Here is a 21,450-nt window from a genome sequence, read left to right on the forward strand (position 1 = left end):
AAAACAATCACAAAGATGATGTTTTAGGCACAAAAATCATTCCTATTTAAACGTTGTGCCATGTTATAAACGTATGGTCGCTATATTTTGCAAGTTGTATTCATTTGATCAAAACGTTTATATTTAAACGCTAATTCGTGAAAAAACTAATCAATAAATTTTTGAAACCACACCCGGGAACGCTAAGCTGTTACCCGGTTACAAAGATATACATATTTTGCCCGGCTGCATCTGCAACCGGCGGCCCCGAGGCGTTACACCAGTTAGGGGCGCATTTAAAAATGTTGGGTTTTAACGCCTTTATGTATTATTATTTTACATCTGACAAGCAATTAGCATCTGCACTTGTTCATGAGAATTATAAGAAATATAATGTGCCGCAAGCAGATACGCTTGAAAGCCGGGCTGAACATATTATAATATTACCCGAAACGCACCTGCTGCCCATCTTTGATGAAAACTTAAAACTCATCAGGAAAGTGATCTGGTGGTTAAGCGTGGTCAACTATTACATTACGCAAAAAAACCTGGCAGAAAGTGTTAAAGATGAGAGATTTTCTAAGCTTCGACAGTATTTTGGCGGTTTGGGTTTAACGCCGCTTAGATGGCTTAAAAGGCAAAAAAATATTGTACATATCAGTCATTCCTATTTCTCAAAAGTTCACCTGCTCTCCAAAAATATTAAGCCAATAGGGCGTATATCTGATTATATGAACAGTGCTTTTTTTGATCTTGTGAACGACGCGTCCCCAAAACATGACATGATCATTTACAACCCCCAAAAAAATGACGAGTTTTTGGATGAGATCATGCAACTTACTCCTAAATTAAATTGGGTGCCTGTAAAGGATATGACACCCGTGCAGGTGGCTCATGTAATGAACAGCGCTAAATTATATATCGACTTTGGGTATCACCCGGGTAAGGAGCGGATGCCGCGCGAGGCCTGTATTATGAGATGCTGCCTGATAGTTGGCAAAAGCGGTTCTGCTGCTTATCAGGAAGATATGCCAATTCCTGACAAGTACAGGTTTGAAAAAAGCAGGGACCAAATTCCTGTAATTATTCAGCGCATTAACGAATGTCTTACACGCTATGATGAACTGGTAATCGATTTTAAACCTTATCGTGAGGCTCTTTATCATGAAGAGGAGGAATTTACAGCCGATATAAAAAAGATATTTATAAAGGTGATAAGATAAAAAAACATCCGGGGTCTACCCCCGGATGTTTTTTTATCCTTTTTACTGAAACTTAAATCCTAATCCTATTTGCCAAACCTGGTTGCGGTAATCGGGCAGGTCTGAGTTATCTGATGTATTTCTTGAAAAATCAATATTATACCTTCCTCTCAGTTCCACATTCCGGTTCAGGTCAACGCTTATACCTACCACACCGGCAACATAGCTCTGGTCGCCCACATGGTCATTATAACGTTCTTCATAACTGGTGTTAAAACCGGTTTCATATGTATTTTTGGTAGAGGTTAAAAAAGTAAGCTGTGGTCCTAATAAAAGGCCAAACCCACGGGCAAGCCTGAACTTAACCAGCAATGGCACGTCAATGTAATTGGTGCGCTGGGTAAATTTGCCATAATCGGTATAAGCCTTAAATCCCTTTTGCGAAAACAATAACTCAGGGGCAAATGATACAGGATATGCCAGCGGCACCTCCACGGTAAGCCCGGCATTTAAACCCGCTATTGTTCCTGAGCTAAAGCGCGAATCATAAGCATCAATAGTGTTTGAAAGATTTAAGCCAGCGGTAAGGCCTACTTTTACTTGATTAAAATCATCATACTGCCTTGGCCTTTCATGCCTTACATAACGGCGTGGCGGCCTGTGGCGCGGACCATCATAATAACTTTGGGCACTTGCAGTGCCAACCGCAAATAAGCATATCGCCAAAAAGATAAATTTTTTCATTTTTTTAATTTTTTTTTTAAGGATAGCGAAACAATCATAAGCGTTTCATTTATGCCGGCTCATGATTTTTCATGATTAGTTTGTTTATATCCATAGAGTAAAAATTAACGCAAAGGTTTATTAGCTGTTTAATTTTTATAATATTTGGCCTCCTGCATCCAGGTAAAGTATACATTTACACTACATTTGGCTATGTTAAAATTAAATAAGGGGTTCTGCCTCACCTTAATTATTTCACTTAATTTTATTGCTCTTAGCGCTTTTGCACAAAAAGAAAGCTATATACAAAGCCTGAACACCCAAAACCGCTGGGTTGATTCTGTTTATAAAAGCTTAAGCCGCAAGCACAAAGTAGCGCAGCTGCTTTTTATTCGGGCACAAACCAACAAAGGCAAGGTTTATGAAGATTCTGTAGGCAAGGTGATCAAAGACCAGCAAATTGGCGGATTGGTTTTTTTTCAGGGCGGCCCGGGCAGGCAGGCAAATCTTACCAATAAATATCAGAAGCTGGCCCAGGTTCCGTTACTGGTATCAATGGATGGCGAATGGGGACTTGGCATGCGCCTGGATTCAACCACATCATATCCCTACCAAATGACGCTTGGGGCCATACAAGATAATAACCTCATTTACAAAATGGGGCAGCAGGTGGCTTATGATTTTAAGCGCCTGGGCATGCACATAAACCTTGGGCCCGATATGGATGTGAATAACAACCCCAACAATCCGGTGATCAATTATCGCTCCTTTGGCGATAATATGTATAATGTAGCCAAAAAGGGCATCGCTTATTTTAAGGGGATGCAGGATGCTGGTTTACTAACTACAGCCAAGCACTTTCCGGGTCATGGCGATACCAATGTCGATTCACACTTTGACCTGCCGCTGCTTCCATACAGCCGCGCGCGCCTGGACTCGCTCGAAGAATACCCTTTCCGCGAAGCCATTAACGCCGGTATAAGCGGGGTAATGATAGCGCATATGAACATACCCGCGCTTGACAGCACCAAACATTTGCCTTCAACATTATCCCGCCCCATTATTACAGGCGTTTTAAAAGACTCACTAAGGTTTAAGGGCCTGGTGGTGTCTGATGCTATGGAGATGAAAGGTGTTACCAAGTACTTCCCCAATGGCGAAGCTGATGTGAAAGCCTTTTTAGCCGGTAATGATATTATTGAACTATCAGAAAACTCCGACAGGGCCATTAAGCTTATCCGTAAGGCGGTACGCAAAGGCCTCATCAGCCAGGAGGAATTTAAAACACGGGTAAAAAAAGTGCTGGCTGCCAAATACTGGGCGGGGCTTAGCCGCAGGCCGCAGATTTCACCTGTTAATTTAAGTCAGGATTTGAACAGCCAGGCAGCTAAAGATCTGGTTCAGCAGTTAAGTGATGCGGCTGTAACCTTATTAAAAGGCAGCTCCGCATCGTTAAAATTAAACCCGTTTGTAAAAACCGCCATAGTAAGCATTGGTGTTGACACGCATACGGTTTTTCAGCAGGAGCTGGCCAAAAACTTTCCTAATTGCAGGCTATTTATAGTAGCTAAAAATGCCCCGGCCATTGAGGTAAGGAATATAACTAACTGGTTAAAGCAGTACAGCCAGATAATTGTGGGCGTACATGATACCCGCCTGCGCCCGCAGAGCAAACTTGATTACAGCAGCGACGTGCGGTTAATGATAGCCGATCTGGCCTCACGGAAAAATACCATCATGAGTGTTTTTGCCAACGCTTACACCATAGCGGGTTTACCGGGCATTGAAAAAAGCAATGCCTTAATGGTATGCTACCAGATGAACCCGGAGTTGCAAAAGTCGGCAGCTAAAGTGATCACAGGGACTTTAAAACCAACGGGTAAATTGCCGGTAAGTGTCAATGTATTTTTCCCTACAGGGACGGGGATAGGCTTGCAGTAACCCCCGGGCATACTTCAGGAACGTATAAAAGGCTCTCCCTCAAGGAGAGATTTTGAGGGGGTATTTGCTATCTTTACTAAACAATTATGCAATCGAACTTCAATAAATATAACGATAAATTCCAGGCGGCTTTGGCCGGGTTAAATCCAGAACAATTGGCCGCGGTAAATAAAATGGATGGCCCGGTGTTAGTTGTAGCCGGCCCGGGTACCGGCAAAACGCAGATACTGGCTGCACGCATTGGCAAAATATTAACTGATACGGATGCCCTGCCAAGCGAGATCTTATGCCTTACCTATACCGATGCCGGCGCAGTGGCCATGCGTAAACGCTTGTTTGAATTTATTGGGCCCGATGCTTACCGCATTAATATATACACGTTCCACGCTTTTTGTAACGAGATTATACAGGAGAACCTTGAATATTTTGGCAAGCTGAACCTGGAATCCCTGTCTGACCTGGAATCGGCCATGCTGTTTCGCGAACTGGTTGATGATTTTGACAATGATCATTTACTGAAGCGCTTTACCGGGGATATTTATTACGATACCAAACGGCTCAAAGAACTTTTCTCGACAATGAAGCGCGAGAACTGGGATGTAGGAATGATTGAACGGGCTGTTAAGGAATACCTTGACGATATTCCTAACCGTGATGAATTTGTTTATAAAAGAGCCAACGCTAAAGCCGGTATAAAAATAGGCGACCCAAAACAAAAGGAGATTGACAAGGTTCGTGACACCATGAGCAAGCTGCTGGCCGCGGTGGGTGAATACAAAAACTACGACGCTAAAATGAAGGCCCGCGGACGGTATGATTATGACGACATGATCATTTGGGTGCTTAGCGCCTTTAGCAGCAATGAAGAAATATTGCGCAAATACCAGGAACGTTACCAATACATTTTGGTTGACGAGTTTCAGGATACCAGCGGTTCGCAAAATGAACTGCTGCGCTTTTTGTTAAACTACTGGGATGTACCAAATGTGTTTGTTGTGGGCGATGATGATCAGTCAATCTTCAAGTTCCAGGGCGCCAATATGAAGAACATTCTTGATTTTGCTAATGATTATGTAGATACACTGCACACCGTTGTGCTTAAACATAACTATCGCTCAAATCAGCACATACTTGATATTTCAAAGGCGCTTATCAATAATAACTTCGAGCGGTTAACCAGTCAGCTCAAGCTGGATAAAGACCTGCGATCCTCACATCCTCGCTTTGCCGAGGTATTGGTTGAACCGCGCATCTGCGAGTATGAAAATCCCAACCAGGAACTGGTTGATGTATCGTCGCAAATAAAAGCACTGATAGATAATGGCACTCCTCCCGGCGAAATAGCGGTAATATACCGTAACCACAGCCAGGTTGAGGAAATGATCAAATATCTTGATGTTCAAAAAATAGCGGTAAACACCAAACGTAAGATCGATATCCTTACACAGCCTTTTGGCGAAAAGATCATTAACATTTTGCGTTACCTGGCCATGGAGCTCGATTCGCCCTACAGCGGCGATGAATTGCTGTTCGAGATCATGCACTATGATTTTTTTAATATCGCGCCAATTGAAATTGCCAAAGCAAGCATCGCGGTAGCAAAAGATAATTACGGTACCATTAGTAACAATAAGCCCAAAACATCACTGCGCCGGTATATCAGCGAATTGCGCCCACCGGCCCAGCCCGATCTGTTTCAGCCCGATAGGTTTACGGAGATGAAATACCTGATCAATAATATCGAATACCTGCTTCAATCGGCCGTGAGCGTAACGCTGCAGCAGTTTTTTCAGGATGTGATAGCCAAAATGGGCATTCTGCGTTATATTATGCAACAGGCTGATAAGGGCGGCCATATGCAGATGCTTACCAGCTTTTTTGATTTTTTGAAAGATGAAAGCCGCAAGAACCCCGAAATTAAACTTCCAGACCTGATTACCATCATTGAGCTGATGAAAAAGAACGGCATCAGGCTTGACCTGAATAAGGTGATATTTTCAGACAATGGCGTAAACTTTTTAACCGCTCATGGCTCCAAAGGCCTTGAGTTTGAGCATGTGTTTTTTATAGGCTGCGATAAACGTACCTGGGACAGTAAGGGCCGCAACAGCGGTTTTAGTTATCCCGACACCTTAACCCAATCGGCTTCTGATGATATTGCCCACAAGGAAGAAGCGCGCCGCTTATTTTATGTGGCGGTTACCCGTGCCAAGCAACATCTTTCTATATCCTATGCTAACAAGGATAAAAACGGCAAAGATCAGGAGGCCAGCCAGTTTATAGGCGAGATACTGGCCAGCACCGATCTGCAGGTACATTATCCGCGTGTGACCGAAGAAACGATGCTCAGTTTTTACATGACCCAATTTAGCGAGACCGAAAAACCAAAAATTGAACTGCTCGACAAAAATTATATCAACCAGCTGCTTCAAAATTATACACTGTCGGTAACGCATCTGAGCAATTATCTTGATTGTCCGCTACGGTTTTACTTCCAGTGTTTAATACGGGTGCCATCGGGCAAAAGTCCGTCGACTACGTTTGGGCAGGCAGTGCATTGGGCGCTTAATAAAACCTACCGGCTGTTAAAGGAAAATGACAACGAGTTTCTTTCAACCGAGCAATTTATGAACGAATTTCGCTGGTATATGGCCCGGAACAGGGATTCATTTACCAAAGATGAATTTAAACTGCGGGTAGCCTATGGCGAAAAAATATTGCCGCCCTATTATGAGAAAAATGTAAATACCTGGAATAAAGTGGCTATTACCGAACGATCCATTAAAAATATTGAAATAGAGGGCGTGCCTATAAAAGGTAATCTTGATAAAATGGAGTTTGATGGCAAACATGTTACCGTGGTAGATTATAAAACAGGTAAGCTTAGAAATGCGAAGGACAAATTACTGCGACCAACCAATGACGCTCCCAACGGCGGCGATTACTGGCGGCAAGGCGTTTTTTATAAAATTTTGGTTGACCATGACCGTACCAATGACTGGGAAGTTGTGAGCACTGTGTTTGACTTTGTGGAGCCCGTAAGCGAAGGCGAATATCACCGCGAAAAATTTGTAATAACTCCCGATGATATAGAGATAGTAACAGACCAGATAAAAGATACCTATTCCAAAATAATGGCCCATGATTTTAGCACAGGCTGTGGCAAAAAGGAATGCGACTGGTGCCATTTTGTAAAAAGCAATTTTAAGCAGGCCGATGAAATACTGACCGCGGCAAGTGAAGAAGAGGAAGAATAAAAGAGGATTCTTTATGATACCATCACAATAAATAAAAAAACTTCGGTTATATCCGGCCAATCTAAAATTATGAGCAACAGAAGAGATTTTTTAAAGAAAGCATCATTGGCAGGGGCAGCGGCAATTGCAGCGCCCGGATTGGTATCAGCTTCGCAAAAAGATGACCAATATTTACCTGATGATGGCGATGCAAAAAAAATCCTTTTCCAGGGCGATTCAATAACCGATGGCGGACGCAGCTTTGACAAAGACTGGAACCATGTATACGGCCAGGGTTATGCCTATTTAATAACCGCCCGCATTAATTTTGATTACCCCGGCAGAGATTACCAGTTTTTTAACCGGGGAATTAGCGGTAATACCGTTAACGACCTTGCCGCGCGGTGGCAAAAAGATACGCTTGATATTAAGCCCGATGTGTTGAGCATACTGGTAGGTATCAATGACACGCATAGGGCAATAATGCAGGCAGATAAAGCTGCCGCTGATAACTTTGGCAATGTTTATGAGCAGCTTTTAACCCAAACTTTAGCCGTACTGCCCAACACTAAGCTTGTTTTGCTGGAACCATTTATTTTGCCTGTGGGCGTGTTGAAGGGGAACGCGGAGCTATGGACAAGTGAGGTCCAAAAACGACAGGTAATAGTTAAAACACTTGCCCAAAAGTTTAATGCCATTTACGTGCCTTTACAGGACGCTTTTAATAAGGCTACGCAAAAAGCCAAAGCTGATCACTGGATCTGGGATGGCATACACCCAATGCCCGCCGGGCATGAACTGATTGCCCGGGAATGGCTGAAGGCCGTAAAGAAGCTGTAGCTTAAGTTTGCAACATGCGGCTTCAAACTGGCTATACAAATACTATACTATGAAACACCTGAAACTATTTTTCCTTATTCTGATAACCTTTCCGGCAACCGCGCAAACCATCATAAAGCAGGATGTTGGTATTAAACAAATGGTTGATGAGGTATCATCCAAAAATATTGAGGCCACCATTCGCAAGCTGGTGAGCTTTAAAAGCCGGCATACCCTCAGCGATACCAGCAGCAAAATCACCGGCATCGGCGCTGCACGCAACTGGATCAAAGCCGAAATGGAAAAATATGCGGCACTCTCCGGTGGGCGTATGACCGTACAATTCGACACTTTTACCCAACCCAAAGGTACACGCATTGATAAGCCGGTGAAGCTTAAAAATGTGCTTGCCACATTAAAAGGGACCGATCCGAATGACACGCGGGTTTATATTGTATCGGGGCATTATGATTCACGGATAAATGATGTAATGGATGCCAATGGCGTTGAACCGGGTGCTAATGACGATGCTTCGGGTACCGCGCTGTCTATGGAACTGGCAAGGGTAATGGCTAAAAGATCATTTCCGGCTACTATTATTTTTATGACCGTGGTGGGCGAGGAGCAGGGACTGTATGGTTCGGCCAATGTAGCCAAAAGGGCTAAAGCCGAAAACTGGAATGTTGATGCCATGCTGAATAACGATATTGTGGGCAATACCCATGGCATGGAAACCGATTTGAAAGATAACCGGAGTGTTCGTGTTTTTAGTGACGGCATTCCAACCAATGCCACCGATAAACAGGTAGCGGCATTAAAATCATTAGGGGGCGAAAACGACAGTCCGTCGCGCGAGCTGGCCCGTTACGCCAAGGAAACAGGCGAGCGCTATGTTGACCAGTTGGATGTAAAGCTCATTTACAGGCGCGACCGCTACCTGCGCGGCGGCGATCACCTGCCTTTTTTGGAGCAGGGTTTTACCGCGGTGAGGTTCACGGAAATGAACGAAGATTTTAATCGCCAGCATCAGAATATCAGAACAGAAAATGGTGTTGAGTATGGCGACCTGCCTGACTTTGTCGACTTTAACTATGTGCAGAAAGTAGCCCGCATGAACCTGTCGGTTTTAGCCAACCTGGCATCTGCCCCTGGCAGGCCGCAAAACGTAGGTATTGTTACCAGCGGTCTTACCAATAAAACAAAACTCATTTGGGAAGCCCCTGCTACCGGTAAAAAACCAGCGGGATATTATGTGCTGATGCGCGAAACCACCAGTCCGTTTTGGGAACGCAAATTTTATGTAAGCGATACAACTGCTACGCTGGCCTATTCAAAAGATAATTACTTTTTTGCCGTGCAATCTGTTGATGCCGACGGCCATGAGAGCCTGCCGGTATTTCCGGGGCCGGTGAAGTAGAAGCTTTACCCCGGCTTTCCAAAAAAGGGGATGCAAAATAAAAAAGCAAAACCTGCAAAACCCAGCCCTCTCCTATGAAGAGGGTTGGGTTGGGCTATTTTTTTATTAATTTTGTACTATGTATTTCTTTAGAAAAAAAGATCCAAACAGGCCCACTAACATTAATTTGCGCATTATGCATTTTATTAATGCACTGGCTATCCTTATGTTTTTGGCGGGGATCATTTATAAGCTGATACAAGTGTTCATACTTAAAAAATGATGACAATAATAAACACCAATAACGCGCCAGCCCCAATAGGGCCTTATAGCCAGGCCACTGTAGCCGGAAATTTTGTATTTGTATCAGGACAGATACCTCTTAACCCCGTTACCGGCGAATTGATAACCACCGGCATTACCGATGAGGCCGTAATGGTAATGGAAAACATTAAAGCCATTTTAACCGAAGCTGGCATCGGTTTTGAAAATATTGTTAAAACCAGCATATTTTTAACTGACCTGGGCAACTTTGGACAGGTTAACGAGGTTTACGGAAAATATTTTACAGCCAATTTCCCGGCCCGCGAAACCGTGCAGGTATCTGCATTGCCTAAAGGGGTAAATGTAGAAATATCGGTTATTGCTGTAAAGTAAGAGCCTTACTCAGCCTTAACGCAGGCGTCATAGCGAGTACTTCGCTATGACGCCTGTTGATGATTGTTTAACAATAAAAACGTTGCACTTTTGGATCCTTTTCAAACGCCGCTTGTATATCTGAAAGGTGTGGGCCAGTCCCGCGCTGAGGTGTTGAAAAAAGAATTGGCGCTGTCTGATTTTGAGGATCTTTTACGGCATTTTCCCTTCAGGTACATTGACCGTACCCGTTTTTACAAGATAAAAGATATCCAGGCCGATCTGCCTTATGTGCAGGTGCTTGCACGTGTTACCAATAAACAAATTGTTGGCGAAAAGCACACGAAGCGCCTGGTAGTGCAGGCGCGCGATGAAACCGGCACCCTTGAACTGGTATGGTTCAAAGGCATCAACTGGATAGAAAAAACGATTAATCCGGGGAGTGTTTATATTGTGTTTGGCAAGCCTGGCTTTTTTAACGGTCAGCCGCAAATGGCGCATCCCGAAATGGAACTGTACTCGCCCGCAACCATGCAAAGGCAGGGCAACGCCACCCTGCAACCGGTTTACAACTCCACCGAAAAGCTCAAGCAGTTTCAGCTGGATAGCAAAGGCATTCAAAAACTTACCGCGGCCTTGCTGGCACAGCATGCCAAAGATATCCACGAGAATTTGCCGTTATACATCATCAATAAGTTTAAGTTGATCAGTCGCGCGGATGCATACCGCAATATTCATTTCCCGGCTGATGCCAATTTGCTGAATGAGGCCATTCACCGTTTAAAGTTTGAAGAACTCTTTTTGCTGCAGTTAAAATTATTGCGTAATAAATTGCTGCATACACAAAAGTTTAAAGGCAATGTTTTTGATAAGGTTGGCCATTACTTTAATGATTTTTATCATCACAAACTACCTTTTGAGCTAACCAATCCGCAAAAGCGGGTTTTAAAAGAGATCAGGCAAGACACACAGCGCGGCATACAAATGAACCGCCTGTTACAGGGAGATGTAGGCAGCGGGAAAACAGTGGTAGCCCTCATGAGCATGCTGATAGCGGTTGATAACGGTTTTCAGACCTGTATCATGGCGCCTACCGAAATCCTGGCTAACCAGCATTATCAAACTATAAAAGGTTTGGTGGGCGATGATTTTATTGAAGTGGCTTTGCTTACCGGGTCAACAAAACAAAAGGACCGTAAGATCCTACATCAAAAGCTGGAAAACGGCGATCTTAAAATACTTATTGGTACCCATGCCCTTATTGAAGATAAGGTACAGTTTAAAAACCTGGGTTTTGTAGTGATTGACGAGCAGCACCGTTTTGGTGTGGAGCAGCGCGCAAAGTTATGGCGAAAAAATAGCGTACCGCCTCATATCCTGGTCATGACGGCCACGCCCATCCCCCGCACGCTTGCCATGACCCTGTATGGCGATCTGGACGTATCGGTTATTGATGAATTGCCGGCAGGCCGCAAGCCTATTCAAACCCTTCATTTTTATGAGAACCAGCGCCTGCGCGTATTTGGTTTTATGAAAAAGGAGATAGGCCTGGGACGCCAGATATATGTAGTATATCCGCTGATACAGGAAAGCGAAAAGCTCGACCTGAAAAACCTGGAAGATGGCATAGCGGTGATGTCGCGCGAGTTTCCGCTGCCCGATTATAGGATAAGCATTGTGCACGGAAAAATGAAACCTGCCGATAAGGAATTTGAAATGCAGCGGTTCATAAAAGGCCAAACACAGATCATGGTAGCCACCACCGTTATTGAAGTGGGGGTAAATGTGCCTAATGCCTCGGTAATGATTATTGAAAATGCCGAACGTTTTGGCCTGTCGCAATTGCATCAGCTGCGGGGCAGGGTAGGGCGCGGGGCCGAGCAATCTTATTGTATATTAATGAGCAGCCATAAGCTGAGCCATGACGGTAAGATAAGGCTTGATACTATGGTGAAAACCAATAACGGGTTTGAAATATCTGAGATAGACCTGCAGCTTCGTGGCCCGGGTAACCTGGAAGGTACACAGCAAAGCGGCGTGCTTGATCTTAAAGTTGCCAACCTGGCTACTGATCAGGAATTGTTGATAAAGGTGCGCAGGTGTGTTGAACAGATATTTGAAAAGGACCCTCAGCTGGCAATGCCCGAAAACCAGGTGCTGCATCATGCCTTCGCTACAAAAAACGCGGGTTTAAGCTGGGATAAAATCTCCTGAGGCGCATTTTATAAATGTATCTATCGGTTAGTCATTTATCGATAGAACAGGTAAAGGCTGCAGTAAGGAACGAAAGAAAAATCTTATACGATATTCTGGCATACATGCGAAGGCGCAGAAGATTTCCCTCGCTGGTAAAAAATGACATCTGTTGGGTTTATTTTACAAAGATACCAGGGCTGATCAGGCTTAATTTTACCTTCAAAATATTACATTTGCTAAAACTGATCTTATAATACTCATGAAGAAACTAACCTTATTTGTGGCCGTGCTTTTTACGGCCCAACTGCTCCACGCGCAGGACTCATTGACGATACGCAAAATTTATGACGAAGCCCTGGTGAATGGCAAGGCTTATGATAACCTGCATTACTTGTGTAAAAACATCGGTCAGCGTTTAAGTGGCTCCGCAAATGCCCAAAAGGCGGTAGACTGGAGCAAAAAGCTGATGGAAAGTTACGGTTTTGACAAAGTGTACCTGCAAGAAGTAATGGTACCGCATTGGGTTAGGGGAGCAAAGGAAACCGCTTTTATTATCGACGGAAAAACCGGTATCCCGGTTCCTGTTGCTGCATTGGGTATGTCTGTTGCCACACCAAAAGAAGGTATTACCGCCAACGTGGTTGAGGTACGCAGCCTTAAAGAACTGGAAACTTTGGGCGAAAGCGTGATAAAAGGAAAAATAGTTTTCTTTAACCGTGCTTTTGATCCGCGTTTTATTGAAACCGGACATGCCTACGGCGCTGCCGGCGATCAGCGTTTTATGGGCCCCGCTGCAGCCGCTAAATACGGCGCTGTTGGCGTTATTGTACGTTCATTAACCGAAAGCATTGATGACTATCCGCACACCGGCGCAACACTTGCCGGCGAGGGTATGAAACTTATACCAGCCGCGGCCATATCAACCAGGGCGGCCAATAAGCTGAGCAATATGCTGCGTTTGCGAAAACTGCCGCTTATTAAATTTTACTTAAAACAAAGCTGTGAGCTGCTGCCCGATGTAAAATCATACAATGTAGTGGGGGAGTTAACCGGCACTGAAAACCCCAATAAATTTATAAGCGTAGGCGGTCACCTTGACTCCTGGGACCTGGCCGAGGGCGCTCATGATGACGGTACCGGTGTAATGCAGTCGGCCGAGGTGCTGCGGATATTTAAAGCGATAGGTTATCGTCCTAAAAACTCTGTTCGCGCGGTGTTTTTCATGAACGAGGAGAACGGTCATAAGGGAGGCCTTAAATATGCCGAACTGGCCGCGCAAAATAAAGAAGAGCACATAGCGGCTATTGAGACAGATGAAGGCGGTTTTACTCCACGGGGCTTTAGCTTTGACGGGGTATCAAACGATTTTATTAAAAATATAAACACTAAGTATAAAGCCCTGCTTGAACCTTACGAAGTTGACCAGCTGGTGGCAGGTGGCAGCGGTACTGATATTGAACCGTTGAAAGAGAAGCTTCCGGGCATTACGCTTATTGGCTTCCGCCCGGATTCCCAGCGTTACTTTGACATTCACCATACCCCGAATGACGTTTTTGAAAATGTGAACAAACGCGAGCTGCAACTGGGCGCCGCAGGCATGGCCGCGTTCATTTACCTGATAGACCAGCACGGGTTATAGATTGTGCAAATGTATAGATGATTCTCCCCACCGCCTGTGCCCTCACAGGCGGTTTTTTTATATAAGAATGGCTGGCTGTGAGGACACAGCCAGCGGGGGTGGATTGTGCAAATGTATAGATGATTCTCCCGCCGCCTGTGTCCTCACAGGCAGTTTTTATTTATATAAGAATAGCCTGCTGTGCGGACATAGCCAGCGGGGTAATTGAGAAACCATTTCTCCTCCCACTGCCTGTACTCTCGCGCTAATACCGGTATTTATCCAATAAAATCCTTAAATCGTATTTAATAATCCCAAAACGGTGTTGTAAATTTGCAGCACATCTAAAACATCACTGTGACCGAAGAAGGAGATAGTAAACCCCAAAAAATTGATTCTTTTGCAGCATTGCGATATAAGGATTTCAGATCTTACATCGGGATGCGCTTTTGTTTCACCTTTGCGTATCAAATGCAGGCCGTTGTTATCGGCTTCTACATTTACCAGATAACTAAAAGCGTTTTTGCCCTCGGACTTGTGGGCTTGTGCGAAGCCATACCCGCTATAGGCATTGCCCTGTATGGAGGTTATATTGCCGATAAATCTGAAAAGCGGAAAATGCTGCTCATCATATTTGCTGGCGTTATTATTACCTCATCGGTTTTATTTACCGTTACACTCAAAAGCATGAGCGGAATTATCCATGCCGGTTGGATAGTGCCTATTATTTATACTATGATATTTTTCAATGGTGTGGCCCGCGCGTTTTATGGTCCGGCTACTTTTACCATTTACGCGCACAGCATACCCAAAGAAATTTATCCCAATGGTAGCACCTGGAGCAGTTCAAGCTGGCAGATAGCGTCTATTATTGGTCCGGCGGCGGGCGGACTTATTTATGGTTACGCTGATAAAATTATCCCCGGCTTACCGGGTATCACCGCTACGTTTGGCGTTATTATTTTTTTCCTGATCGTATCATTGGTGCTGGTTTTTATGCTTCGCAAATATCCGCCGGTATTTATCCCGAAAGAAAGTATCTGGAAAAGCCTGTCTGAGGGTATTCATTTTGTGTTCCACAATAAAATGATGATAGGCGCCATGAGCCTTGACCTATTTTCGGTATTTTTTGGTGGTGCTGTGGCTTTACTACCCGTTTTTGCAAATGAAATATTAAAGGTGGGCGCCGAAGGCTTAGGTATTATGCGCGCCACATCATCACTGGGCGCTGTACTAACCATGCTGGCGATGGCGCGTTTTTCGCCAATGGGTAAGCCGTGGCGCAACCTGCTTATAGCGGTTACCGGCTTTGGTCTCAGTATTATTTGCTTTGGCTTATCGCGTAGTTTTTATTTGTCTCTCTTTTTTATATTCACCGAGGGTGCCTTTGATAGCATCAGTGTTATCATACGTGGTACTATCATGCAGCTTTTAACACCCGATCATATGCGTGGCCGGGTATCGGCAGTAAACCAGATGTTCATTGGCTCATCAAACGAGATCGGCGCTTTTGAATCAGGAACGGCCGCCCGTTTGCTGGGTACGGTGCCTGCTGTAATATTTGGCGGCAGCATGACCATGCTTATTGTAGGTATCACTTATCTAAAAACCAAAAAGCTCATTCCCCTATCGCTAAACCAGATTCAGCCACCGGTGGCTGAATCTGCGTTGTGAGAGCCTCACCCTGCCCTCTCCAAAGGAGAGGGTTCTAAGGAGCTCTTATTTTAAAGTATTTTCTTTTGGAGAGGATTTAGGCCCCGCCCTGCCCTCTCCGGGGGAGAGGGTTCTGAGAAACTTTTATTTTGGAGTATTTTCTTTTGGAGAGGATTTGGGCCTCACCCTGCCCTCTCCAAAGGAGAGGGTTCTAAAAGACTTTTATTTTAAAGTATTTTCCTTTGGAGAGGATTTGAGCCTCACCCTGCTCTCTCCAGGGGAGAGGGCTTTGAGAAGCTTCTATTTTAGAGTATTTTCCTTTGGAGAGGACTTGGGCCTCACCCTGCCCTCTCCAAAGGAGAGGGTTCTGAGAAGCTTTTATTTTGAAATCCTCTCCTTTGGAGAGGATTTAGGTGAGGCTTTTCATCTGGGAAAGGGTTCTGAGAAACTTTTATTTTGGAGTATTTTCATTTGGAGAGGATTTGGGCCTCACCCTGCCCTCTCCAAAGGAGAGGGTTCCAAAAGACTTTTATTTTAAAGTCCTCTCCATTGGAGAGGATTTAGGTGAGGCTTCTCATCCAGGCGAGGGTTCCAAAAGACTTTTATTTTAAAGTCCTCTCCTTTGGAGAGGATTTAGGTGAGGCTTCTGCGTTGTAACAGATATATAGTAGTTGCGTCTTAGTATTTATCAATTCAACTTTATAACTTAGACTTTTTAGGACTGACATTAAAAAAAGTAACTTATGAGAATTACAAAATGGGCTTTGGCGGTGATCCCCGTCGCTATTTTGGCATCATGCGGCCAAAAAAAGGAGTCGTCATCTGCTGATGATGTTCCAAAACGTACCGTATTTTTTGATAAAAGCGGTATGGATACCACGGTAAAACCCGGCGATAACTTTTATTTATATGCCAGCGGTGCCTGGTTAAAGAAAACGGAGATCCCGGCTTCACAACGGGGATGGGGATCGTTTTATACCCTGTATGACGATAACCAGAAGAATCTGCATAAGATACTGGAAGAAATTACCCAAAAAGACAACTCTGCCGGCAGCAAGGAACAAAAGGTTGCCGATTTATACACCAGCGGTATGGATACCGTTGGTATTGAAAAATTAGGATATGAGCCTGTTAAACCATTGCTTGCAAAAATTAACGCGGTAACCAATTATAAAGAGCTGATAAGCCTGGCTGCCGACGGATATAAAAACGGTAACGGCTTTTTATTAGGGTTTTACGTAGCGCCAGACGATAGGGTGAGCGCCATGAACATTGCCCATTTTGACCAGGCCGGGTTGGGATTGCCCAACAGGGATTATTATTTTAACAGCGACTCGGCCACGGTTAAAATACGTGCCGAATATGTAAAATATATAGCTAAACTGTTTACACTAACCGGTACCGACGCGGCCACTGCCGCTAAAAAGGCCGATGGTATTTTAAAGCTGGAAACGGCTATTGCCAAATCGCACCTTACACCTACGGAACTGCGCGACCCGGTTAAAAACTATAACAAATTCGCGGTTGCCGATCTGCAAAAGCAAGTTCCTGACATTGATTTGAAAGACGCCTTTAAGCGTATGGCGCTAACTACAGATACCGTATTGGTTGGCCAGCCCCAGTATTTTAAAACCCTGGATGGCCTGCTTAAATCTGAGCCTATTACCGTTTGGAAGGATAAGGTTACTTTTTCAATGCTCGATAATGCTTCTACAGCGCTGAGCAAAGCTTTCAGGGATGCCAACTTTGAGTTTAATGGCAAAACCCTGAGCGGTCAAAAACAACAGCAGGAACGCTGGAAAACAGTTATTGAAACGGTTGATGGCGGTATAGGCGAATTGCTTGGCCAGCTTTATGTAGAAAAATATTTTACTCCTGAAGCCAAGGAGCGTATGCTTGCACTGGTGAATAACCTGCAAAACGTGTACAAAGATCGTATTGAAAAGCTTGACTGGATGAGCCCCGAAACCAAATCAAAAGCATTAGCTAAGCTTGCCGCCTTTACCAAAAAAATAGGTTACCCCGATAAATGGAAAACCTATGATGATGTGCAGATAAGCAAAGACGCTTATTACAAAAACCAGGAGTCAATTGCCCGCCATAAATACAACGAAATGATAAAAAAGGCAGGTAAACCGGTTGACAGAACCGAATGGGGGATGACACCGCCAACGGTTAACGCTTATTACAACCCAACCTTTAACGAGATAGTTTTCCCGGCAGGTATATTGCAGTTCCCTTTCTTTGATAAGGATGCTGATGATGCTATTAATTATGGTGCTATTGGCGCGGTAATTGGTCATGAAATGACCCACGGTTTTGACGATCAAGGCCGCCAATACGATAAGGATGGTAACCTGAAAGACTGGTGGACAAAACAGGATGCCGACAAGTTTAAAAGCCGGGTAGGGTTAATGATTGAACAATACAATAAGTTTACCGTGCTGAACAATCTGCATGTAAATGGCAGCCTTACCCAGGGCGAAAACCTGGCTGATATTGGAGGTGTTGCTATTGCTTATGAGGCGTTTAAAAATACAGAACAGGGTAAAGGCGATAAAAAGATTGACGGCTTTACACCTGATCAGCGTTTCTTCCTGTCATTTGGTCAGGTATGGCGCATCAAAACCCGCGACGAAACTATGCGTATGCGCATCAGCGTTGACCCGCATTCGCCAGAGATGTACAGGGTTAATGGTCCGCTATCAAACACCCCTGCATTTTACAAAGCATTTGACGTAAAACCAGGTGATAAACTTTACCGCCCCGAAAACGAGCGTGTGAAAGTTTGGTAATAATTATTGCCTGTGAAGACAAGGCAATGAAAAAACAAAAACAGCCCGGTTATCTTTTATCAGATAACCGGGCTGTTTGGTTAAGCGTATAATCGTTTAAAATTGCGGTCGCATTTTTAACAACCTAATCTCAATTCTTTAAAGCTTTTTAAACTTAAAAAAAGAGACTAAAAAAGTGTTAAAATGATCAATTTTTTGTCGCTTTTAAAGCTCTTTTGAATACATTTTGGCGGGTGTAAATGCTTTTTAAAAGGAATTGTGTTAAAATATAACTTTAAAAAGTTATTAGCCCAGCACGTCCTCTACCCAGGCTTTTCCCCAATTTTCTATTTCTTCGCCGGCCCAGAGGGTGGGGTAAAATATACGTTTCTGAAAACGGGGCGGCAGGTACTTTTGCCAGTTGGTGCCTCCGGTTGCCCTGATCTCTTCAGGCTCACGGTTCAGGTACCTCACCGCCGATTTATAATGCGATAGCGGCCAGTTCACATTTATATTGATGTCCAGCTGTTTAAGCTCCTGCTTTAACGCCGGGGTTAATTGCCCGCCCGCTTCAAACTGGCGTGCCAGCGCGTTAAAGTTGTGATTTACACAGGCTTTCCCTAATTCAATAAATGAGCGCGAATACTTTTTTTCGAACTGCTTGAGCGTCAGTGTTTTTTTACCGGTTGATAGCTCGGTTGCACCGAATTTCCAATACAGGTACTCAAATTGACTTTCTATGGGTGCGGTAACTAATTCCTGGCGTTTATCCTTGTCTACCAGGTTTATAAAGTCAGTAGCATATATTTCTATCATACGGTACTGGCCCGACTGGAAGCCGCTGGCCGGTAGTAATGACATACGGAATTTCAGGAACTGTTCTTTCTCCATCCCATCAACCATAATCTCGAATGATTGGGTAAGCGCGCCAAAATACCGGTTAATGCGTTTTAGTCGTGCTGTAAAAAACTCAACAGTAAGTGGCTGTGCCTCTGTAATTTGCCTGCATTCGTGCAGGGTCAGCTTAAAATACAGTTCGGTGATCTGGTGATAAATGATAAATATCTCTTCGTCCGGAAACGGTGTTTTAGGGCTTTGAAGGCTCAGCAACGTGTCCAGGTGAATGTAATCCCAATAGGTTAAAAAATCGGCATATAGCAGCCCGTCAAGGTAGGAGGTCATGTCCTGGCCCATGGCTTCATATTTTTCCTGCAAACGAGCCAGGCGATCTTCAATTTCAGGGTGGAAGTTCATGATCAAAGGTAATAAAAATGGTTTACCGGCTATGATGTGTTAGTACAGGCAAAAATTATAAACTTTTTTTAAAGGTAAATGTCTTTATAGCAACAGTGTGATCAGGATTTATTAGCTTTAATAGCTCGCCGGATCTTTTATGGGGCGCTATTAGTTAAAATTTCGTTTAAACAGATATATACCTTAAACCAATGAAAGTCAGCAAAATAATTATCGGTATTGATGATAGCCCCTATGCCCGTAATGCCGCCGCATACGGCTTTGATTTAGCCCGTACCTACAAAGCCTCTGTGGGCCTGGTTCATATTGTTGAGCCTGTTATTATACCTCCAAACCCGGCAGATAACCTGACAGGCATACCTATGGATAGTACCATGGGCATACAGGAAGCCGAATTAAATGATATTCAAACCACCCAGTCACAAATGATCATTGAACGTACCATAAAGGAGTTTGGCGAAGGTTTGGAAGTAACGGCATTTACCCAATATGGCCTTACTTCCGACGGGATAATTGATTGCGGCAAAGAGTTTAAAGCCGACCTGATAGTTGTAGGAACCCACAGACGCTCAGGCTTTGACCGATTAATTTCAGGCAATATAGTCGAAGTATTGGTCCGGCATTCCAGTATTCCGGTATTAGTGGTGCCGTTTACAGAGTAGTTAGCGGGTTTGTAAGCAACGTGTTTTAAAACAACCTGCTACATAAAGCCTGTCACCTGCCAATTAATACAGCAGTCTGAATTTTATAGTATGTTCAATAGCTTTTAGTTCGTTCAGCACCTGGGTATCATAACCTGTGTTCACATCGGTAATTACATAACCAATCTGCGCATTGGTAACCAAAAACTCACCAACTATATTAATATTATGGCGGGCAAATACCTCATTTATTTTGGCCAGTATACCGGGTATGTTTTTATGGATATGTATTAAGCGGTGGGCATTATTTATACGGGGTGGTTGCAGGTCGGGGAAATTGCAGCTGGTATGTGTTTTACCCTCATTCATAAAAGCCATTACACGGCGCGGTATAAAGTCGTTATTGTGCGGGTTATGCTTAGGGTCGTCAAATATGATAATGCCGTTCTCGGTAGCGGTATCAGCAAGTTTGCGGTTGCTTTTACCAAAAATGCCAATTACTTTTAGTCGGCCGGCATTCTGTATCTGCTCGGGAGTAGGCTGATTGGCTTCGTCACAAAATAAAACACCGGCTTCTTCCAGGTACTTTTCTTCAACGTTTTCACGATGGCGCAGGTTGTACCCTTCTTTTTTCATCTGGGCCAGCGCATCATCGTCTATATCGCCAACAATAAGGCATTTGATCCGGTTTTTAGGGTATGATATAGCGCGGGGAAGTTTATTCAGGTACAGAAACTCGTCGAAACTTGGAGTAATATGATCTGCCTTTTCAGCTACTGATTTACGCTCAATATTTTCGGTAAAGGCAAAGAACTTTTTGATCAGACCCGATTCTTTTAGCTGGAAATCAGAATACCCATCGCCAATGCCGTAAATATCGCCGGGCAGTTGCAGCTCTTTCAGCAGTTTTACTTTGCCGCCTTCCTGCGAAAGCGGGTTTTCGCGGTCGTAACCAATGATCTTGCCCTCGTCATCAAACACAAAAGTATTGGCGTAAATATTTTCCTTTTTTATATGGTATTCGGTTACCACAGGAGTGATAAACTCTTTGAACCCGCCCGATACGATAAGCACCTCGTCCTGGTGATTTTTAAAAAATATGGTATTGCGTGAAAATGAAGTAGATACCTTTTTTTTGAGATGGGTAATGAGTTGCTTTAAATGATCACGGTTGGCCTGTAATAACTTAACGCGGTTTTCCAGGCTTTGTGTAAATGATAGCCGGCCTTCCATCGAGGCGTTTGTCAAATCTTCAATCTGTTTGTAAATATCCTCGCGGTCGGGATGATTTTTGAGAGAAATGCGGGCCAGTTCGTCAAGGGCCTCAACCTGTGTAAACGTGCTGTCGAAATCAATAATAAAGTACTGCTCCATCTTGGGTG

The 21,450-nt window shown here is 44.0% G+C and carries 16 protein-coding genes; 13 read left to right on the forward strand and 3 right to left on the reverse strand.

The annotated features are described in order from the left end of the window. Positions 1–137 precede the first annotated feature (137 nt). Positions 138–1,202, forward strand: coding sequence for a hypothetical protein (locus J2W55_RS12505; RefSeq protein ID WP_310096155.1), 1,065 nt, complete (start codon positions 138–140; stop codon positions 1,200–1,202). A gap of 42 nt (positions 1,203–1,244) precedes the next feature. On the opposite strand, the gene J2W55_RS12510 is transcribed toward J2W55_RS12505, so the two are convergent. Beyond that, complete coding sequence (locus J2W55_RS12510; protein ID WP_310096156.1) at positions 1,245–1,925, reverse strand: porin family protein; 681 nt, start codon at positions 1,923–1,925, stop codon at positions 1,245–1,247. 192 nt (positions 1,926–2,117) lie between these two features. On the opposite strand from J2W55_RS12510, the gene J2W55_RS12515 reads away from it, so the two are divergent. From J2W55_RS12515 to J2W55_RS12565, 11 genes are all read left to right on the forward strand, one after another. After that, positions 2,118–3,845: a glycoside hydrolase family 3 protein gene (locus J2W55_RS12515; protein ID WP_310096158.1), complete on the forward strand. Its 1,728-nt coding sequence runs from the start codon at positions 2,118–2,120 to the stop codon at positions 3,843–3,845. An 86-nt stretch (positions 3,846–3,931) separates the two neighbouring features. After that, positions 3,932–7,102, forward strand: coding sequence for an ATP-dependent DNA helicase (locus tag J2W55_RS12520; RefSeq protein ID WP_310096161.1), 3,171 nt, complete (start codon positions 3,932–3,934; stop codon positions 7,100–7,102). A 69-nt stretch (positions 7,103–7,171) separates the two neighbouring features. Next, the gene (locus tag J2W55_RS12525) at positions 7,172–7,921 is read left to right on the forward strand and encodes an SGNH/GDSL hydrolase family protein (protein ID WP_310096163.1); all 750 of its coding nucleotides are present in this window, start codon (positions 7,172–7,174) and stop codon (positions 7,919–7,921) included. Between the two features lie 49 nt (positions 7,922–7,970). Next, complete coding sequence (locus tag J2W55_RS12530) at positions 7,971–9,317, forward strand: M28 family peptidase (RefSeq protein ID WP_310096164.1); 1,347 nt, start codon at positions 7,971–7,973, stop codon at positions 9,315–9,317. A 118-nt stretch (positions 9,318–9,435) separates the two neighbouring features. After that, positions 9,436–9,579 carry a DUF6728 family protein gene (locus J2W55_RS12535; protein WP_310096167.1) on the forward strand — a complete coding sequence of 48 codons (144 nt, stop codon included), beginning with the start codon at positions 9,436–9,438 and terminating at the stop codon, positions 9,577–9,579. Further along, positions 9,576–9,953, forward strand: a complete 378-nt coding sequence (locus J2W55_RS12540; RefSeq protein ID WP_310096169.1) for a RidA family protein — start codon at positions 9,576–9,578, stop codon at positions 9,951–9,953. The genes J2W55_RS12535 and J2W55_RS12540 overlap by 4 nt, the downstream gene beginning before the upstream one ends. A 90-nt stretch (positions 9,954–10,043) precedes the next feature. Beyond that, the gene (gene recG, locus J2W55_RS12545) at positions 10,044–12,146 is read left to right on the forward strand and encodes an ATP-dependent DNA helicase RecG (protein WP_310096171.1); all 2,103 of its coding nucleotides are present in this window, start codon (positions 10,044–10,046) and stop codon (positions 12,144–12,146) included. Between the two features lie 241 nt (positions 12,147–12,387). After that, on the forward strand, positions 12,388–13,767 hold the full coding sequence (locus J2W55_RS12550; RefSeq protein WP_310096173.1) for a M20/M25/M40 family metallo-hydrolase: 1,380 nt from the start codon (positions 12,388–12,390) through the stop codon (positions 13,765–13,767). 336 nt (positions 13,768–14,103) lie between these two features. Next, positions 14,104–15,420 (forward strand): MFS transporter, encoded by a 1,317-nt coding sequence (locus J2W55_RS12555; protein ID WP_310096175.1) that lies wholly within the window; start codon positions 14,104–14,106, stop codon positions 15,418–15,420. Positions 15,421–15,574: 154 nt separating this feature from the next. Beyond that, positions 15,575–15,937: a hypothetical protein gene (locus J2W55_RS12560; protein WP_310096177.1), complete on the forward strand. Its 363-nt coding sequence runs from the start codon at positions 15,575–15,577 to the stop codon at positions 15,935–15,937. Positions 15,938–16,142: 205 nt separating this feature from the next. Next, positions 16,143–18,194, forward strand: coding sequence for a M13 family metallopeptidase (locus J2W55_RS12565; RefSeq protein ID WP_310096179.1), 2,052 nt, complete (start codon positions 16,143–16,145; stop codon positions 18,192–18,194). 285 nt (positions 18,195–18,479) lie between these two features. On the opposite strand, the gene J2W55_RS12570 is transcribed toward J2W55_RS12565, so the two are convergent. Further along, a complete protein-coding gene (locus J2W55_RS12570; protein ID WP_310096180.1) occupies positions 18,480–19,427 on the reverse strand; it encodes a tryptophan 2,3-dioxygenase family protein in 948 nt (315 codons plus the stop codon). A gap of 191 nt (positions 19,428–19,618) precedes the next feature. Here J2W55_RS12570 and J2W55_RS12575 point away from each other — a divergent pair, with 191 nt between their 5' ends. Continuing rightward, positions 19,619–20,089 (forward strand): universal stress protein, encoded by a 471-nt coding sequence (locus tag J2W55_RS12575; protein WP_310096181.1) that lies wholly within the window; start codon positions 19,619–19,621, stop codon positions 20,087–20,089. A 63-nt stretch (positions 20,090–20,152) separates the two neighbouring features. Here J2W55_RS12575 and J2W55_RS12580 read toward each other — a convergent pair whose 3' ends face one another. After that, positions 20,153–21,442: an HAD-IB family phosphatase gene (locus J2W55_RS12580; protein ID WP_310096183.1), complete on the reverse strand. Its 1,290-nt coding sequence runs from the start codon at positions 21,440–21,442 to the stop codon at positions 20,153–20,155. Positions 21,443–21,450 lie beyond the last annotated feature (8 nt).

Source organism: Mucilaginibacter pocheonensis, from assembly GCF_031456535.1.
Taxonomy (GTDB): domain Bacteria; phylum Bacteroidota; class Bacteroidia; order Sphingobacteriales; family Sphingobacteriaceae; genus Mucilaginibacter; species Mucilaginibacter pocheonensis.

What these genes read in the sequence shown, in the direction of transcription:
- J2W55_RS12510 (WP_310096156.1), bottom strand. Translation starts at nt 1,925, where the DNA reads ATGAAAAAATTTATCTTTTTGGCGATATGCTTATTTGCGGTTGGCACT.
- J2W55_RS12515 (WP_310096158.1), top strand. Translation starts at nt 2,118, where the DNA reads ATGTTAAAATTAAATAAGGGGTTCTGCCTCACCTTAATTATTTCACTT.
- J2W55_RS12520 (WP_310096161.1), top strand. Translation starts at nt 3,932, where the DNA reads ATGCAATCGAACTTCAATAAATATAACGATAAATTCCAGGCGGCTTTG.
- J2W55_RS12525 (WP_310096163.1), top strand. Translation starts at nt 7,172, where the DNA reads ATGAGCAACAGAAGAGATTTTTTAAAGAAAGCATCATTGGCAGGGGCA.
- J2W55_RS12530 (WP_310096164.1), top strand. Translation starts at nt 7,971, where the DNA reads ATGAAACACCTGAAACTATTTTTCCTTATTCTGATAACCTTTCCGGCA.
- J2W55_RS12535 (WP_310096167.1), top strand. Translation starts at nt 9,436, where the DNA reads ATGTATTTCTTTAGAAAAAAAGATCCAAACAGGCCCACTAACATTAAT.
- J2W55_RS12540 (WP_310096169.1), top strand. Translation starts at nt 9,576, where the DNA reads ATGATGACAATAATAAACACCAATAACGCGCCAGCCCCAATAGGGCCT.
- J2W55_RS12550 (WP_310096173.1), top strand. Translation starts at nt 12,388, where the DNA reads ATGAAGAAACTAACCTTATTTGTGGCCGTGCTTTTTACGGCCCAACTG.
- J2W55_RS12565 (WP_310096179.1), top strand. Translation starts at nt 16,143, where the DNA reads ATGAGAATTACAAAATGGGCTTTGGCGGTGATCCCCGTCGCTATTTTG.
- J2W55_RS12570 (WP_310096180.1), bottom strand. Translation starts at nt 19,427, where the DNA reads ATGAACTTCCACCCTGAAATTGAAGATCGCCTGGCTCGTTTGCAGGAA.
- J2W55_RS12575 (WP_310096181.1), top strand. Translation starts at nt 19,619, where the DNA reads ATGAAAGTCAGCAAAATAATTATCGGTATTGATGATAGCCCCTATGCC.
- J2W55_RS12580 (WP_310096183.1), bottom strand. Translation starts at nt 21,442, where the DNA reads ATGGAGCAGTACTTTATTATTGATTTCGACAGCACGTTTACACAGGTT.